This window comes from Cobetia sp. UIB-001, from assembly GCF_044789135.1.
Classification (GTDB): domain Bacteria; phylum Pseudomonadota; class Gammaproteobacteria; order Pseudomonadales; family Halomonadaceae; genus Cobetia; species Cobetia amphilecti.
Genome location: NZ_CP058244.1, coordinates 773,728 through 789,522, shown reverse-complemented (window position 1 = coordinate 789,522; position 15,795 = coordinate 773,728). Strand labels below are relative to the sequence as shown.

The following is a 15,795-nucleotide window of genomic DNA, read 5'->3' as shown; positions in this document are numbered from 1 at the left end:
TCATGGGCTTGCCCCGCAGGGTGAGACATACAGTGCTAGACACACAGGACATGTTCCGAAGGGCTAGACACGCAGCAGCAGGTGCTCCCGCTCCCACGAGCTGATGACCTGGAAGTACTCACGATGCTCGGCGCGCTTGACGGCCAGATAGCTCTTCACGAAGCGCTCGCCGAGAATATCCGCCAACGGCTTGCAGGAGTGCAGCGCATTCAGTGCCGGCCCGATATCGTCCGGCAAGGAATTGCCGCCCTCCCAGGCAGAGCCCACGGCCGGCGGACGCGGCTCGATCTGCGCCATCATGCCCAGATAGCCGCAGGCCAGCGAGGCAGCCATCACCAGATAGGGATTGGCGTCGGCGCCGGCCAGACGGTTCTCGACCCGCGTCCCCTCGGCATCTGACACCGGCACCCGCAAACCGACGGTGCGGTTGTCAAAGCCCCATTCGACGTTGATCGGCGCGGAGCCACTGGTCTCGCTGCGCATCAGGCGGCGATAGGAATTGACGTTGGGCGCGAAGAACGGCATCGCGGACGGCATGTAGGTCTGCAAGCCGCCGATGAAGTTGCGAAACAGGGTGCTGGCCCGCCCTTCATCATCCGCGAACAGGTTCCTGCCGGTCGCGACATCCACCAGGCTCTGATGGATATGCATCGAGCTGCCCGGCTGATAGGCCATCGGCTTGGCCATGAAGGTACCGTACATGCCGTGGCGCAATGCCGTCTCGCGCAGCGTGCGCTTGAACATCACGACCTGATCGGCCAGCGCCAGCGGGTCACCATGCTCGAAATTGACTTCCATCTGCCCGGCACCCTCTTCATGGATCAGGGTATCGAGATCCAGCCCCATGGCCTCGCAGTAGTCATACATCTCCTCGAAGAGCGGATCGAACTCATTGACCGCATCGATGGAATAGGACTGACGGCTGCTCTCCTGACGACCGCTGCGTCCGATGGGCGGCTCCAGCGGATAGTCGGAGTCCTTGTTGGTCTTGACGAGATAGAACTCGGCTTCGGGGGCCACCACCGGCTTCCAGCCGCGTGCGGCATACAGTGCCAGCACTCGCTTGAGCACATAGCGCGGCGACAGCTCCACCGGATCACCATTGAGGTAATAGCAGTCATGGATGATCTGCGCGGTGGGGTCTTCCGCCCACGGCACCAGATAGACGGCACTGGTATCCGGGATCAGCTGCATGTCCTGCTCGGCCGGATTCCAGAAGCGGCTGTCTTCATCATCCGGATACCCGCCGGTGACGGTCTGGGTGAAGATGGAGTCCGGCAGGCGCGGTCGCCCACCATTGAGGTACTTGCGTGCCGGCATGATCTTGCCCTTGAGAATGCCGGTCAGGTCGGTGACCAGACATTCCACCTCGGTGATGCCATGTGCCGTGAACCATTCCTGCAGCACGGCTTCGTCGTCTTCGCGACCAGTGGGTTCGTACTTCATGACACCTTCCTTGAACGCTACAGGGCAGGCCACGCGCTCGGCAGCCTGCTTCGATAGACCCGATTGCCAGCGCTCAGCGCGCCTTCACCTCGGACCACAGCTGCTGGAAGATCTGCAGCTGCTCGCCGGAGAGACTCGGTGAGAAACGCAGTCGCGCCATGTCCTCTTCGGAGGGCTGAATCGGTGGCTGAGTCAGCACCTCATCCAGATACGGCTCTGCCGCGGCATTGGGGCTGGCGTAGTAGTTGTAGTTGGAGAGCTGCGCGCCGACCCGGGCATCGAGAATGAAGTTGATGAAGGCATTCGCCAGCTCCGGGTGTGGCGCCCTGGCGGGAATCATCATCGAATCCACCCACTTCTCGGTGCCCTCATCGGGGATGACGAACTTGATATCAGCGAAGGACTCCGGATTTTCCTCACGATAGAACAGGTAGTCGCCATTGAAGGACAGCCCGGCATGCGTGACCTTGCGCGCCAACTGCTGAAGTGCGGGCGTGCCGTCGGAGAAGCCACTGAAATTGCCGCGATGCTTGGTCTCGATCAGCAACCTGGCGGCCTCGCGCCAGTCGTCAAGATCCGTGCAGTCATAGCCATGGCCGAGATAGGCACAGGCGATGCCCATGCTGACCTGACCACCGGTCATCAAGCCGAACGGCCAGGCATCATTGACGGTCGGATCAAACACCATCGACCAGCTCTTGGGCGCTTCCTTGAAGGTGCTGGCGTTGTAGACAAGCCCGGTGACACCCCACTGATAGGGCGCGGCATAGTCGAGCCCCTCCCCCAGCACCGGATCACGGAACTGCTCGGCGAGATTGGCCAGATTCGGCACCTTGTCCTTGTCGAGCTTCTGTACCAGGCCCATCTCGATCAGGCGCGGTACGTAGTAGCTGGAGGGCACGATGATGTCGTACTGGGAGACACCCCCGGCATTCAACTTGGCGACCATTTCCGGCTGCGAGTTGTAGTAGTTCTCGACCACCTCGACGCCGAACTTCTCCTCGAAGGCGGTGATGATTTCCGGGTCCATGTACTGGGTCCAGTTGAAGAGATACAGCTTCCTGTCTTCGGCCTGGACGCCACCGGCCAGCAACAGGCTGGTGATGGCCGCAGCGAAACGCAGCGTGTCAGTTGTCATCGTGATGCTCCATGCGTGGCTTCGACTCAGACATCAATCAGAGCTCCTTCGGTTCAGAGCTCCCTCGGTTCAGCGCGACTGCACCTCAGACCACAGCTGCTGAAATACCTGCAGTTGCTGGCCGGAGAGACTCGGTGAGAAACGCAGGCGCGCCATGTCATCCTCAGAGGGCTGAATCGGTGGCTGAGTCAGCACCTCATCCAGATACGGCGCCGCGGCGGCGTTGGGGCTGGCGTAGTAGTTGTAGTTGGAGAGCTGCGCGCCGACCTTGGCATCCAGAATGAAGTTGATGAAGGCGTTCGCCAGCTCCGGGTGCGGTGCCTTGGCCGGAATCATCATCGAATCCACCCACTTCTCGGCACCTTCGTCAGGAATCACGAACTTGATGTCAGCGAAGGACTCCGGGTTTTCCTCCAGATAGAACAGGTAGTCGCCGTTGTAGGACAACGCGCCATGGGTGACCTTGCGCGCCAGCTGCTGAAGCGCCGGCGTGCCATCGGAGAAGCCGCTGAAGTTGTCGCGGTGCTTGGTCTCGATCAGTAGCCTGGCGGCTTCGCGCCAGTCATCCAGGTCGGTGCAGTCGTAGCCGTGCCCCAGATAGGCACAGGCAGACCCCATGCTGACCTGACCATCGCCCATCAGGCTGAAGGGGTAATCGCCATTGACGGCGGGATCAAACAGCAAGGACCAGCTCTTGGGCGCCTCTTTGAAGGTGCTGGCGTTGTAGACCAGTCCCGTCACGCCCCACTGATAGGGAGCGGTATATTCGGCGCCCGGATCGAAATTCGGGTCACTGAACTGCTCGGCGACATTGGCCAGGTTCGGGACCTTGGCCTTGTCGATCTTCTGCACCAGGCCGGTTTCGATCAGACGCGGCACGTAATAGTTGGACGGCACGATGATGTCGTACTGGGAGACGCCGCCCGCGTTGAGCTTGGCCAGCATTTCCGGCAGCGAGTTGTAGTAGTTCTCGACTACCTCGACGCCGAACTTCTCCTCGAAGGCGGTGATGATTTCCGGATCCATGTACTGGGTCCAGTTGAAGAGATACAGCTTCTTGTCTTCGGCCTGGACGGCACCTGCCAGCAGCAGACTGCCGATGGCGACAGCGAAACGCAGCGTGTTGTTTGTCATTGTGATGCTCCGCTCAACGTGCTTGAGAAATGATGGGGTGTGCGTGATGAATGATCAGACCCGACGTCGGCAAGGACAGCAGTGTCAGACCGCCTGTGGATATTGCGTATGCTCACGACGCCGCGCGCCGGCGCGACAGCACCAGACTCATGAGCGCCGCCAGGGCGACCGCCGCCATCATCAACGTGGCGATGGCATTGATTTCAGGAGTCACGCCCTTGCGTATCGCGCTCCAGATGTAAATGGGCAAGGTGGCGCTCTCCGGTCCGGCGGTGAAGAAACTGATCACGAAATCATCCAGCGACAGCGTGAAGGAAAGCAGGAAGCCCGAGATCAATGCCGGCTTGAGTGTCGGCAACATGAAGAACTGCACACGCTGCCGCGGTGTCGCGTAGAGGTCCTTGGCCGCCTCGAACAGCGTCGGGTCCAGCCCGACGAAGCGCGAGTAGACGATCAACGCCACGAACGGCACCTGGAAGGTGACGTGTGCAATGGTCATGGTGGCCAGTCCCGGCGACAGCAGACCGGTCAGCTCATTGATCTTGACGAAAAAGGTCATTTCCGAGATCCCGAACACGATGTCCGGCAGCACGATGGGCAGATAGATCAGCACGATCAGCCAGCCCAGCTTGCGGTGACGATGGCGATACATGCCATACCCGATCAGCGTGCCGATCATCAGCGCCAGCAATGACGACACCACCGCCAGCAGCAGCGAATTGCCCAGCGCCGACAGAATCGCGTCATTGCCCAGCAGGCGCCAATACCAGCGCAGCGACACGCCAGTGAAGCTGGCGGCACTGTTGGAGGCATTGAAGGAAAACAGCATCACCACGATCAGCGGCAGATACAGAAAACCGAGCGTCAGCCACCAGAAGCCCCGCAATCCCTTGTGAAAGCTCCCGCGCTTCATATCACCACCTCTTCACCGCCGCCCAGCCGCTTGCCGATACGGCGCATCGCATACAGTCCAATGAAAGTGGCGATCAGCATCAGGATCGCGCCCGCCGCACCCAGCGGCCAGTTGGCGCTGCCAGCAAACTGATTGGCGACCAGATTGCCCAGCATCATGCCCTTGCCGCCGCCCAGCAACTCCGGAATCACGTACATGCCGAAGGCCGGAATCGCCACCAGCACGACACCCGCCAACAGCCCCGGCAGCGTCTGGGGGAAAACCGCGTGCCAGAAGGCCTTGAGCGGCGAGGCGTAGAGGTCCTGCGCCGCCTCCACCAGTGAAAGATTCAACTTCTCGAAGGCGGCGTACAGCGGCAGCACCATGAACGGCAGGAAGTTGTAGACCAGCCCCAGAGTGACCGCGAAATTGGACGGATAGAGCCCCATGTTGGGCGCGATCATGCCCATGGCTTCCGCCAGCTCCGCCAGCGGCGTGCCCGGCGCCAGCAGATTCATCCAGCCGAAGGTGCGAATGACCTGATTGGTCCAAGACGGCACCACTATCGCCAACAGCATGATCGGCCGCCAGCGCTGGTCTGCCTGCGAGATGTAATAGGCGATCGGATAGGCCACCAGCACCACCAGCACAGTGGAAAGCACGGTCTGCCACAGCGAGCGCCCCAGCGTCATCAGGTTGCCCGGGCTCCAGCCGAGAAAGCCCTGTCCGGCCAGCTGCTGAAACGAGGTCAATGACAACGGCATTTCCGGCAGCCCATAGGGGCCGTTGGTCATGAAGGCCACACTCATCAGATAGAGACTGGGCAGCACCAGAAAGACGATGATCCACAGTGCACCGGGCGCGACCGTCAGCAACAGGTGGCGTGACTCGGCGACCACCGCGCGGCTGCGCGCAGTGGCCAGGGTTGCGTGATAGGCCATCGTCATTCCCCCAGCGTGATCAGGTCTTGCGCGGCGACCACCACATCGACCTGGTCGCCGACTTCCGGCAACTGGCCACCCCGGTTGTTGACCACCACCTGCACGCTGACACCCGCTACCTCGACACGATATTCGGCGTGGCTGCCGCGGTAGAGTCGCTCCTGCACTCGGCCCGGCAAGTGATTTTCCAGTACGTCGTGACGCTCGAACTCGCTGGCGGGTCGCCGGCGCAGGTCCAGCGTCTCGGGACGCAACAGCAGTAGACTGCCAGTGCCCGGCGCCTGTGCGGTCAGTACGCCCAGCGGCGTGATCAGTCGGATGGCGTCACTGCGGCTGTCATCGCGAGCCGTGACGTCGAACAGATTGGCATGGCCCATGAAGCGCGCCACGAAGGCATTGGCCGGACGCTCGTAGATCTCACGCGGCGAGCCCACCTGCTGGAGGCTGCCGCTGTCGAGCACCGCAATGCGGTCCGACATCACCATCGCTTCCTGCTGATCATGGGTAACGAAGACGAAGGTCATGCCCAGGCGCTTCTGCAGGCGCAGCAGCTCGATCTGGATCTGGCTGCGCAGGCCGGCATCCAGCGCCGACAGCGGCTCATCCAGCAGCAGCACATCCGGCTCGCAGACCAGCGCCCGCGCCAGCGCGATGCGCTGACGCTGACCACCGGAGAGCTGGTCGACCCGGCGATCGATCAGGCTGCCCAGCTTGATGAACTCCGCCATCTCGGCAACCCTGGCCTCGCGCTCCCGGGGGGCGACACCGCGCATCTTCAGGCCGAATGCCAGGTTGTCGCGCACCGACAGATGCGGAAACAGCGCATAGGACTGGAAGACCGTGTTGACGCTGCGCTGATGCGGCGGCACCTCGGTGACATCCCGCCCGCCGATCACCACCTGACCTTCATCCAGCGCCTCGAGACCGGCCAGAATCCGCAACAGTGTCGTCTTGCCACAGCCCGAAGGCCCCAGCAGCGTGAAGAACTCGCCGGGCTGGATGCTCAGGTCCACGCCATCCAGCGCCGCCACCTCATTGCCGAAGCGCTTGTGCAGCCCCTTGAGCTGGATGGAGGATGCCGCGCGTCGCGGCAGCGCGGGCTGATCCGCATTGGCGCCGTGGCTCTCGCCGACGCTCTCATTGACGGTATCGCCAAGGTTCTCACCGGCGTTATCGTCGAAGCTCTCACCGACATGCTCACTGACGCTCTCGCTGGCGTGCGTGCCGCCAGGCGCCCGCGCGCCGGCAGGCTTTCTCGTCGTGTGCTGCTCGGGCGTACCAGCGTCCTTGCCATCCACCGCGCTCATCGCGCCTCCCTTGCGATTACTCACCAGTCGTTTCCAGCTCTTGGGCTGTCGGGATGTTCAACAGTGTCAAATGTGCAGCACCTTCATCATGGCCTCGGCCTATAGCCGATCACGCAACGTGTAGAAGCTGGTCGCCAGGACCAGCAGAGGAGTTCGCAGCCAGCGCCCACCCACGAAGGGGCGGTGCGGCATGGCGGCAAAGATATCGAAACGTTCTGCCTGACCGGCGATGGTCTCGGCGACCAGCTTGCCCGCCAATCCTGCAAGCGACATGCCATGTCCCGAGTAGCCCTGGGCGTAATAGACATTCGGCGCGAGACGCCCGAAGTCCGGCGCGCGATTCATGGTGATGGCCACGTCACCGCCCCAGCGGTAATCGATCGCCACGCCATCGAGCACCGGAAACAGGCGGAGAATCTTGCTGTCCATGCGCGCCTTGAGGCCACGCGGCTCCTGACCGGTATAGCTCACCTCACCGCCATACAGCAGGCGCCTGTCGGCAGAAAGACTGTAGTAGTCGAGCACGAAGTTGGCATCGGAAAGCGCGTCATCCTGCGGCAGGACCTGCGCGACCTGAGCCTCGCTGAGCGGTTCGGTGGCGACGATGTAATTGGCGACGCGCATGATGCGCTCTTCCAGCGAGGCGACGAGGCCATTGAGGTAGGCATTGGTGGCCACGACCACGAATTCGGCGCTCACGCAGCCATGCTCGGTATGGATACGAGCACGCCGTGAGGTGCCATCGGGTGTATCGCCGCTCTGGCCGTGGTCGAGCTGACGCACCCGGCTCTGTTCGCAGAGCGTGACGCCGGCCTGCTGGGCAGCTCGCGCAAGTCCGAGGGTATAGTTAAGCGGATGCAGATGACCGCCCTCACCATCATGCAACGCGCCCGGATAGGCGTCGGTGACGACCCGCTCGCGCAGCGCATCGCCCTGCAGCCACTGCAGCGCGTGATAGTCGTAATCGCGTGCCATGCGCGCCTGGAACTCCTGCAGTTCGCGCACATGACGCGGCTTGACCGCGGCATGCAGGTAGCCCTGGGTGAAATCGCAGGGAATCTGATGCCGGGCAACCAGCTCGGCGGTCAGGCGCACGGACTCGCGACTCATCTCCCAGATGGCGCGTGCCTGCTCGCGCCCCAGCGCCTTCTCGACCGTCGCGATATCGGTACCGAGCCCCGGCAGGATCTGGCCACCACTGCGCCCGGAGGCCCCGAAACCTATGGTCTGCGCTTCCAGCAGAATGACCGAATAGCCACGCTCGGCGAGATGCAGCGCAGCGGAGCAGCCCGTGACACCACCGCCGATCACGCAGACATCGGCACGCTGCTCACCAGCTAGAGGCGGGCATGGGTCAAGCGTCACACGCTGGCTGGCCTGGTAGTAGGAATACGAGCCAGCACACTCGCTCTGCGTGCCTGATCTGAAGCCGCCCATGCACCTCCTCATCCGCTCTTGTTGAGTTTATTCACCATCGACTGGAATATTTTCGATATTTACCACACGTTTCGCTGGAATGCTGCATGTTGATTGCGCTGCATGGGAGAAATCTTCAACACCCCACGGCATTGGCGCACCCTGGTGGTGCGCACACCCGGCATGCGCAGCGCCGGCCGCTCCACCACAACATGCGACAAAAAAGCCCCGCCAGCCAGAAAGGCTGCGGGGCTTTTTAGAGATATGCCGTCGATTTGACCGGCTACATCATGACGCTTGACCACACACCTGGCAGCCGGGGTCGCGCTTGAGGCCCATGCGTCGCCATTCACCGCTCAGGCCATCGAAGGTCGCCAGGCCGCGATGCACGCTGCCGGCACCGCTGATCAGCTTGAGCGCTTCCAGCGCCTGGAAGGCGCCGATGATGCCGACCAGCGGCGCGATGACCCCGCTCTCGGCACAGGTCAGCTCTTCATCGCCCAGCTCATCCGGCGGATACAGACAGCCATAACACGGCGCCTGTGGCTCACGGCGATCGAACACCGCCAGCTGGCCGGAGAAGCGTATCGCGGCGCCGGACACCAGCGGGGTGCCCGCTGCCACGCAGGCGGCGTTGATCGGGAAGCGCGAGCTGAAGCGATCGGTGCAATCGAGCACCACGTCTGCGGCGGCCACCTGCTCGGACAGCGCCTCACCCTGCAGCCGCTCTGACAACGCGATCACCTCGGTATCGGGATTGATCGCCAACAGCGAGGCGGCGAGTGATTGCGCCTTGGGCTGATCGATGTCGGCGTCACCATGGGCGATCTGGCGCTGCAGATTGGACAGCTCGACGTGGTCATCATCGGCCACCACCAGGGTGCCGATGCCCGCGGCTGCCAGATAGAGCGCTGCCGGGCAGCCCAGGCCACCCGCCCCGATCACCAGAACCCGCGCCGCCAACAGGCGCTGCTGCCCGGCGATGTCGACCTGAGGGAGCAGGATCTGGCGCGAGTAGCGCAGCAATTGCGAATCTTGCATGGGAGAAAAGCCGCCTATCGGTAAATGAAGTGAGAAGCCATGAGCCCTGCCCGACAACAACAGGGCTTGCCATTACTTGGCATCCAGCTCCTCGATATCGGGCACATGCAGCGAGAACTGCTCCTTGACCTCTTCCATCACCACATAACTCTTGGATTCCTTGACGCCGGGCAGCGTCAGCACCACATCGCCGAGCAGCTGACGATAGGCGGACATTTCCGGAATCCGGCACTTGAGGATGTAGTCGAACTGACCGGAGACCAGATGACATTCCTGGATCTGCGGCAGCTTGGAGACGGCGCGGCGGAATTCATCGAACACCGACGGCGACTGCGTCTCGAGACTGATCTCGACGAAGACCAACAGATTGGCCTTGAGCGCCTTGGGGTCGAGCACCGCCTTGTAACCGCGGATGACGCCGGCACGCTCGAGGCGTTTGACGCGCTCCAGGCACGGCGTGGTGGAAAGGCCGACTTCCGAGGCGAGGTCGACATAGGAGATACGGGCATTCTCTTGCAGGCAACGCAGAATCTTGAGGTCGATGCGGTCCAGAGAGCGTGATTTTGCTTTCATTGTAATAGTTTTCCCAGCAGGGTGACTTGCAGCAGGATCATCCGTGCTCCTGGCTTCCGTGCAGTCAGGCCGTCGGATAACAAGGGGGTTATCAGATGACCATGCCAATCATGCAGGTTTATTACTATCATACCCGGCCAACAGGGGATACGCCTTCACTGGCGGTACTGTGACGAGGATTCCACGCAGACTCCACTGAAAACGGTGGAATGCACTACAGGGGTGCCAAGCGCGAGGATGTCAGCGGGGACCACGCACGGGCACCGCTAGACGGCGCCCGGCGAGCATCAGGCCAGCTTGCCCAGCGTGATGCGTTCGCGCCCGCCCAGGTCTTCCAGGGTCTCGACGTCGACGAAGCCGCCGGCACGCAGTGCCTCGCGCACTTCATTGCCCTGGGTGAGGCCATGCTCCAGCATCAGGTGACCGCCTGCGGCCAGGTGCTGCGGCGCAGTGGCGATCAGATGCAGGAAGTCCGCCAGCCCTGCCTCGGCCGCGACCAGCGCCGAGCGCGGCTCGAAGCGCACATCGCCCAGCGCGAGATGTGGGTCATCATCGGCCAGATAAGGGGGGTTGGCGGTAATCAGCGCAAAGCCGCTCTCGGTGACGGCACTGAACCAGTCACTTTGGCGGAATTCGGCATTGGCGATCGCCAGACGCTCGGCATTGCCGCGGGCAAGCTGCACGGCTTCCTCGATGAGATCGACCCCCAGCACCTGCCACTGCGGGCGATGACGCGCAAAGGCCAGCGCGATGGCGCCGGTGCCGGTGCCGAGATCCAGCAGCTTGCCGCTGGTGGCCTCGGCCAGTTCCAGCGCGCACTCCACCATGACCTCGGTGTCCGGGCGCGGAATCAGCGTGGCCGGTGAACAGGCCAGCGTCAGGCCATAGAATTCACGCCGCCCGAGCAGATGCGCCACGGGATGGCCCTCGGCGCGACGCGCCAGCAGCGCCTCGAAACGTGCCACGCCCTCGGCGCCGGCCTCGCTCTCGAGATCCCGATCGCCCCAGGTGTAGAACCAGGTGCGCTCTCGTCCCATTACCTCGCCCAGCAGCAACTCGGCATCCAGACGCGGAGAATCGCTGCCCGCCTCGCTCAGACGGGCAGTCGCGGCTGCCAGGGTGACATCGATTCTCACCTTATTGCTCCTGCAGTGCGGTCAGCTGATCGGCCTGGTATTCCACCACCAGCGGCTCGATCACTTCGTCCAGCTGGCCGGCGATCACTTCATTGAGCTTGTAGAGCGTCAGGTTGATGCGGTGATCGGTCAGACGCCCCTGCGGGAAGTTGTAGGTACGGATGCGCTCGGAGCGATCACCCGAGCCGACCAGCTTGCGACGGGCATCGGAGGTGGCCTGTGCCTGGGTGTCCACCGCGGCCTGCTTGAGGCGCGCCGCCAGCAGTGACATGGCGCGCGCACGGTTCTTGTGCTGGCTGCGCTCATCCTGACACTCCACCACCACGCCGGTGGGCAGGTGGGTGATGCGAATCGCGGAATCGGTAGTGTTGACGTGCTGACCACCGGCGCCGGAGCTGCGATAGGTATCCACGCGCAGATCGGCCGGATTGATGTCGACGTCACCGACTTCATCGGCCTCGGGCATCACCGCCACGGTGCAGGCCGAGGTATGGATACGCCCCTGGGATTCGGTGGCGGGCACACGCTGTACGCGGTGCGCGCCGGACTCGAACTTGAGGCGGGAGTAGACGCCCTCGCCCTTCACGCGGGCGATGACTTCCTTGAAGCCGCCGTGCTCGCCGTGGCTGGCGCTGATGGTCTCGACCTTCCAGCCCTTGAGCTCGGCGTAGCGCGAATACATCTTGAACAGGTCACCGGCGAACAGCGCCGCCTCGTCACCGCCCGTGCCGGCACGCACCTCGAGGAAGACATTGGCACCGTCGTCCGGGTCACGCGGAATCAGCAGCTGGGTGATCTCGGCTTCCAGCGTCTCGAGCGCCGCATCGGTATCGCGGACTTCCTCACGCGCCATGTCGCGCATCTCGGGATCACTGTCCTCCGCCATCGCCAGCGCGGCGTCACGGTCTTCGTTCAGGCCGCGATGGCGGCGCCATGCCTCGATCAATGGCTCAAGCTCGGCATACTCCCGCGACAGGTCGCGGAACCTGGCCTGGTTCCCGATCACTTCGGGCTCCGACAACAGTGCGGAGATCTCCTCGAAGCGGTCATGGAAGGTGTCGAGCTTGGTGATGAGGCTGTCTTTCATGAAGGGTCCTGTGATGAATCAGCCGGCGCGAGCAGAAGCGTCTGGGCCGTCTGAAGAATATCCTGGCGATCGTCTCCCGAGGCCTGGCGCAGTGCCAGCGTCGGGTGATGCATGAAGCGATTGGCCAGCTGGCGTGCCAGCTGCGCGACCACTTCCTGGGGGTCGCGTCCCTGATCGAGCTCCGCCAGCGCCTGCGCCTCGCATTCGGCGCGCAGTTGCTCGCCATGGCTGCGGTAGCGCTTGATGACTTCGCCGCCACTGCGCACCCGCTTGAGATGCAACCAGGCGTTGACGCCCTGGCGAATCAGCTCTTCTGCCTGGGCAGCGGCCAGCTCGCGGTGGCGACGATTCTCGTCGATCACTTCCTGCAGGTCATCGACCGTATAGAGGAAGACGTCGTCGAGGTCACCGACCTGCGGCTCGATATCGCGCGGCACGGCGATGTCGACCATGAACACCGGCTTGTAGCGGCGCTTCTTGAGCGCGCGTTCCACCATGCCCTTGCCGAGAATCGGCAGTTGGGAAGCGGTGGAGGCTATCACGATATCGGCATTCTCGAGGGCATGCGGAATGCCTTCCAGGCCGATGGCGGTCCCGCCCAGCTCATCGGCCAGACGCTCGGCGCGCGACACGGTGCGGTTGGCGATGCACAGGTTGGCGATGCCCGCTTCCTTGAGATGGCGCGCGACGAGTTCGATGGTCTCGCCGGCACCGATCAACAGGGCATTGGCCCGCGAGAAATCATCGAAGATGTGGCTGGCCATGCTGACGGCGGCGTAGGCCACCGAGACGGGGTTCTCGCCGATACCGGTCTCGGTACGTACCTGCTTGGCGACCTGGAAGATATGCTGGAAGAGCTGCTCGAGCTCACCGCCCAGCCCCACCGAGTTGCGCGCGAACTGATAGGCGTCCTTGAGCTGGCCCAGAATCTGCGGCTCGCCCAGTACCATCGAGTCCAGCCCCACCGCGACACGGATCAGGTGGCGTACCGCCTCTTCTCCCAGGTGCTGATAGCTGCAACGCGACAGCTCCTCCACCGGCAGGCGGTGAAAACGCCCCAGCCACTCGAGCACCGACTTGGCGCCATCGCTGGTCACGCAGTAGAGCTCGGTACGGTTGCAGGTCGACAGCACCGCCGCTTCGGAGACCGCCGGCAGGCGCTTCAATTCGCCCAGCGCGGCATCGAGCTGCGCGGGCGTGAAAGCAACGCGCTCGCGCACGTCAACGGCGGCGGTGCGGTGATTGATGCCAAGGGCAAGAAGGGTCATGGAGTCAGTCGTCAGGGTCTGGCCGGCAGGAATCGGCGTCAATGTCAGGCGGCTCTCGGTGCTGGCCTGCCGCGCGGCCAAGGCCAGGGCAGCAGGTAATCCGCGCAGGCTCGGTGCCTTTACACCTGTCGACTCAATGGGGACAAAGGCGGCTGGCATAAAGGCACACAGGGCTGCCGAAGCGGCTGAGATCGTAATATTAGCGCGCTCATTCTACCACAGCGTCTGTACCACGCGACCCCGCAGCATGTCGCAGCCGATGAGGATTTTCCATGATGCTGGCAGGCTATCGCTATCAGCCCGCGCGGCGTATCTGTCGGCATACGAGGCATCCGGTGGGTCATGCCACTTGCTTGCATCGGCAACGCTATCCCCGCTCGCCGCCAGCCGTTATGCTGCGAGACACGACGCCTTCGTCAGCGCCACGCTGCGCGCATGACCCGGCCTGCGGCTCGACCGCCCCGTTCCCTCATCCTGCTCCCACTGACAAACGCGAGGTTGCATGCACGCTTCGACTGCCGCTGAACATAGCCCCCCGCACGCGCACGCCTGCCTTGATGCCCCCCGTCGCCCGCGCGCCGGGTGGAAGTCCTGCGTCGTGGGCGGATTGCTGCTGGGCATGACCGGCTGTCAGTCGATGAGCGACTCCGCGCCCCTGATGGCGCAGCCCGACCCGCTGGCCACGGCGCCGCCCATCCAGCAGGGCCTGGATGCCGACAGCCTCAATCAGCTGCTGAGCGCCGAACTCGCCGGACAGCGCGGTGACTATCCCCGCGCCGCCAATGGCTATCTGGCCGCCAGCCGTCACTTCGATGACCCGGAACTGGCGCGCCGCGCCGTGCTCGCGGCCCGTTTCGCCGACAACCCGGCTCTGCTGGAGCGCGCCGCCGAACGCTGGCAGCAACTCGATGAGTCCGCCAGCGAGCCCGGCATCATCCGCGCCCGCCTGGCGGTCGAGCGAGGCGACTGGCAGGCCGCGCTCGAGCAGCGCCTGATGCTCACCGCCAGTGGCGGCAATGGCAATCTGGCGACCCTGGCCGAGCAGGCGATCGATGCCGGCGCCGAACTCGACCCCCTGCTCGCGATGCTGGAGACGCATATCGCCCAGCATCCCGAGCAGCCGATGCCCGAGATTGCCGCGGCACTGTTCGAGGCAGCGCTGGGCGATGAGACAGCCGCGCGTGCACGCCTGGTGCGCCTGGAAAGCGCTCACGCCACATTGGCGGAGCTATGGCTGGCGCGCAGCGAGATCGAACGCAGCGCGGGGCGTCTCGAGGCGGCGCGGCGCGCGGTGGCCCGAGGCCTTGAGATCGCCCCCGATGACAGTCGCCTGATCCTGAGCGCCGCGCAGACCGAACTGGCCAGCGGCGATCTGGACGCGGCACGCGAGCGCATCGACAGCCTCATCACCCGCCATCCCAACGCGCCACGCCTGCGCCTGGCGCTGGCCAGCCTCTATCTTGATGCCGATTCCCCCGAGGACGCCCATCGCCTGCTACTGCCGCTGCTTGATGAAGACCCGGTGCCGGACGCCGCCTACGCCCTGCTGGGGCTGGCCGCCGAGTCCAGCGGCGACGTCGACAACGCCATCCTTTACTACCGTCAGGTGCCGGACGGCGAGCGCTACATTTCCAGCCGCGCCCGTGCCGCCCAGTTGCTGGTCGAACATGAACGCACGGACGAGGCCCGTCAGTTTCTGGCCGTGGAACGCCTGCGCCATCCGCGTCATGCCATGACGCTGCTCAGCTTCGAGATCGACCTGCTCGACTCCCAGCAGGCGCATGCCGAGGCCGACGCCCTGCTGAGCAGTAGCATCACCACGCGCCGCAAGGCGCTCAAGCAAGCCATCGCCGCCCAGGAGGCCGACACGCGCAACACGCTGGAAAGCGAGCTGGGCAACCTGTTGTTCCTGCGTGGCATCCGTCGTCTGGAAGATGATCAGCTGGGCGGCATGGAAGAAGACCTGCGGGAAGTCATCGCGCTGGAGCCCGACAACGCCAGCGCCTACAACGCGCTCGGCTACACCCTGCTGGTGGAGACGGACCGCCTCGAGGAAGCACTGGCCTTGATCGAGCGCGCCCATGCGCTGTCGCCCGACGACGCGGCCATTCTGGATAGCCTCGGCTGGGGCCGCTATCTGACCGACGACCTCGACAATGCGCTGGCACCGCTGGAAGCCGCCTGGGCCCAGCAGCAGGATGCCGAGATCGGCGCTCATCTCATCGAAGTGCTGTGGGCGCTGGGCCGCGAGGATGAAGCCCGTGGTCTGGCGGTAGAGCTGAGCGAGCGCTTTGAAGAAGCCAGCGAGCTCGAAGCCCTGTTCCAGCATATCCCCGAGCTGCGCCCGGTCGTCGACGCGCCCTGAAGCCACCGGCCGGGCTGGCACTTTCTGTCGATCGGCGAGTCCATTATCCTG

13 protein-coding genes are annotated in these 15,795 nt (G+C 63.8%); 1 reads left to right on the top strand and 12 read right to left on the bottom strand.

Annotation, left to right across the window (positions count from 1 at the left end; genetic code table 11):
- Window positions 1-63: 63 nt before the first annotated feature.
- From HA399_RS03325 to hemA, 12 genes are all read right to left on the bottom strand, one after another.
- Window positions 64-1,446, bottom strand: coding sequence for a glutamine synthetase family protein (locus tag HA399_RS03325; RefSeq protein ID WP_404326045.1), 1,383 nt, complete (start codon window positions 1,444-1,446; stop codon window positions 64-66).
- Window positions 1,447-1,519: 73 nt separating this feature from the next.
- Window positions 1,520-2,584 carry a PotD/PotF family extracellular solute-binding protein gene (locus HA399_RS03320; protein WP_404326044.1) on the bottom strand — a complete coding sequence of 355 codons (1,065 nt, stop codon included), beginning with the start codon at window positions 2,582-2,584 and terminating at the stop codon, window positions 1,520-1,522.
- Between the two features lie 69 nt (window positions 2,585-2,653).
- Entirely contained in the window at window positions 2,654-3,718 is a 1,065-nt protein-coding gene (locus HA399_RS03315) for a spermidine/putrescine ABC transporter substrate-binding protein (protein ID WP_279838995.1), read from the bottom strand.
- A 112-nt stretch (window positions 3,719-3,830) separates the two neighbouring features.
- Window positions 3,831-4,631 (bottom strand): ABC transporter permease, encoded by an 801-nt coding sequence (locus HA399_RS03310; RefSeq protein WP_404326043.1) that lies wholly within the window; start codon window positions 4,629-4,631, stop codon window positions 3,831-3,833.
- Window positions 4,628-5,551 carry an ABC transporter permease gene (locus HA399_RS03305; RefSeq protein ID WP_279838993.1) on the bottom strand — a complete coding sequence of 308 codons (924 nt, stop codon included), beginning with the start codon at window positions 5,549-5,551 and terminating at the stop codon, window positions 4,628-4,630. Before HA399_RS03305 ends, HA399_RS03310 begins: the two co-directional genes overlap by 4 nt.
- Window positions 5,552-5,553: 2 nt before the next feature.
- Window positions 5,554-6,882 (bottom strand): ABC transporter ATP-binding protein, encoded by a 1,329-nt coding sequence (locus HA399_RS03300; protein ID WP_404326041.1) that lies wholly within the window; start codon window positions 6,880-6,882, stop codon window positions 5,554-5,556.
- A 75-nt stretch (window positions 6,883-6,957) separates the two neighbouring features.
- Window positions 6,958-8,295 carry an NAD(P)/FAD-dependent oxidoreductase gene (locus tag HA399_RS03295; protein WP_404326040.1) on the bottom strand — a complete coding sequence of 446 codons (1,338 nt, stop codon included), beginning with the start codon at window positions 8,293-8,295 and terminating at the stop codon, window positions 6,958-6,960.
- Between the two features lie 267 nt (window positions 8,296-8,562).
- On the bottom strand, window positions 8,563-9,315 hold the full coding sequence (locus HA399_RS03290; protein ID WP_192838328.1) for a molybdopterin-synthase adenylyltransferase MoeB: 753 nt from the start codon (window positions 9,313-9,315) through the stop codon (window positions 8,563-8,565).
- A 72-nt stretch (window positions 9,316-9,387) separates the two neighbouring features.
- Complete coding sequence (locus tag HA399_RS03285) at window positions 9,388-9,888, bottom strand: Lrp/AsnC ligand binding domain-containing protein (RefSeq protein ID WP_043335877.1); 501 nt, start codon at window positions 9,886-9,888, stop codon at window positions 9,388-9,390.
- 287 nt (window positions 9,889-10,175) lie between these two features.
- Entirely contained in the window at window positions 10,176-11,024 is an 849-nt protein-coding gene (prmC, locus tag HA399_RS03280) for a peptide chain release factor N(5)-glutamine methyltransferase (protein ID WP_192838327.1), read from the bottom strand.
- Window position 11,025: 1 nt separating this feature from the next.
- Complete coding sequence (gene prfA / locus HA399_RS03275; protein WP_348473686.1) at window positions 11,026-12,111, bottom strand: peptide chain release factor 1; 1,086 nt, start codon at window positions 12,109-12,111, stop codon at window positions 11,026-11,028.
- A complete protein-coding gene (hemA, locus tag HA399_RS03270) occupies window positions 12,108-13,379 on the bottom strand; it encodes a glutamyl-tRNA reductase (RefSeq protein WP_043335883.1) in 1,272 nt (423 codons plus the stop codon). Before hemA ends, prfA begins: the two co-directional genes overlap by 4 nt.
- Before the next feature lie 598 nt (window positions 13,380-13,977).
- Between hemA and HA399_RS03265 the strand changes: the two genes are divergently transcribed.
- Window positions 13,978-15,744, top strand: coding sequence for a tetratricopeptide repeat protein (locus tag HA399_RS03265; protein ID WP_404326038.1), 1,767 nt, complete (start codon window positions 13,978-13,980; stop codon window positions 15,742-15,744).
- Window positions 15,745-15,795: the final 51 nt, after the last annotated feature.

Excerpts from the sequence above, each read along its gene's own strand:
- HA399_RS03305 (WP_279838993.1), bottom strand. The coding sequence starts at position 5,551 with ATGGCCTATCACGCAACCCTGGCCACTGCGCGCAGCCGCGCGGTGGTC.
- HA399_RS03290 (WP_192838328.1), bottom strand. The coding sequence starts at position 9,315 with ATGCAAGATTCGCAATTGCTGCGCTACTCGCGCCAGATCCTGCTCCCT.
- HA399_RS03320 (WP_404326044.1), bottom strand. The coding sequence starts at position 2,584 with ATGACAACTGACACGCTGCGTTTCGCTGCGGCCATCACCAGCCTGTTG.
- HA399_RS03310 (WP_404326043.1), bottom strand. The coding sequence starts at position 4,631 with ATGAAGCGCGGGAGCTTTCACAAGGGATTGCGGGGCTTCTGGTGGCTG.
- prfA (WP_348473686.1), bottom strand. The coding sequence starts at position 12,111 with ATGAAAGACAGCCTCATCACCAAGCTCGACACCTTCCATGACCGCTTC.
- hemA (WP_043335883.1), bottom strand. The coding sequence starts at position 13,379 with ATGACCCTTCTTGCCCTTGGCATCAATCACCGCACCGCCGCCGTTGAC.
- HA399_RS03295 (WP_404326040.1), bottom strand. The coding sequence starts at position 8,295 with ATGGGCGGCTTCAGATCAGGCACGCAGAGCGAGTGTGCTGGCTCGTAT.
- HA399_RS03285 (WP_043335877.1), bottom strand. The coding sequence starts at position 9,888 with ATGAAAGCAAAATCACGCTCTCTGGACCGCATCGACCTCAAGATTCTG.
- HA399_RS03315 (WP_279838995.1), bottom strand. The coding sequence starts at position 3,718 with ATGACAAACAACACGCTGCGTTTCGCTGTCGCCATCGGCAGTCTGCTG.
- HA399_RS03325 (WP_404326045.1), bottom strand. The coding sequence starts at position 1,446 with ATGAAGTACGAACCCACTGGTCGCGAAGACGACGAAGCCGTGCTGCAG.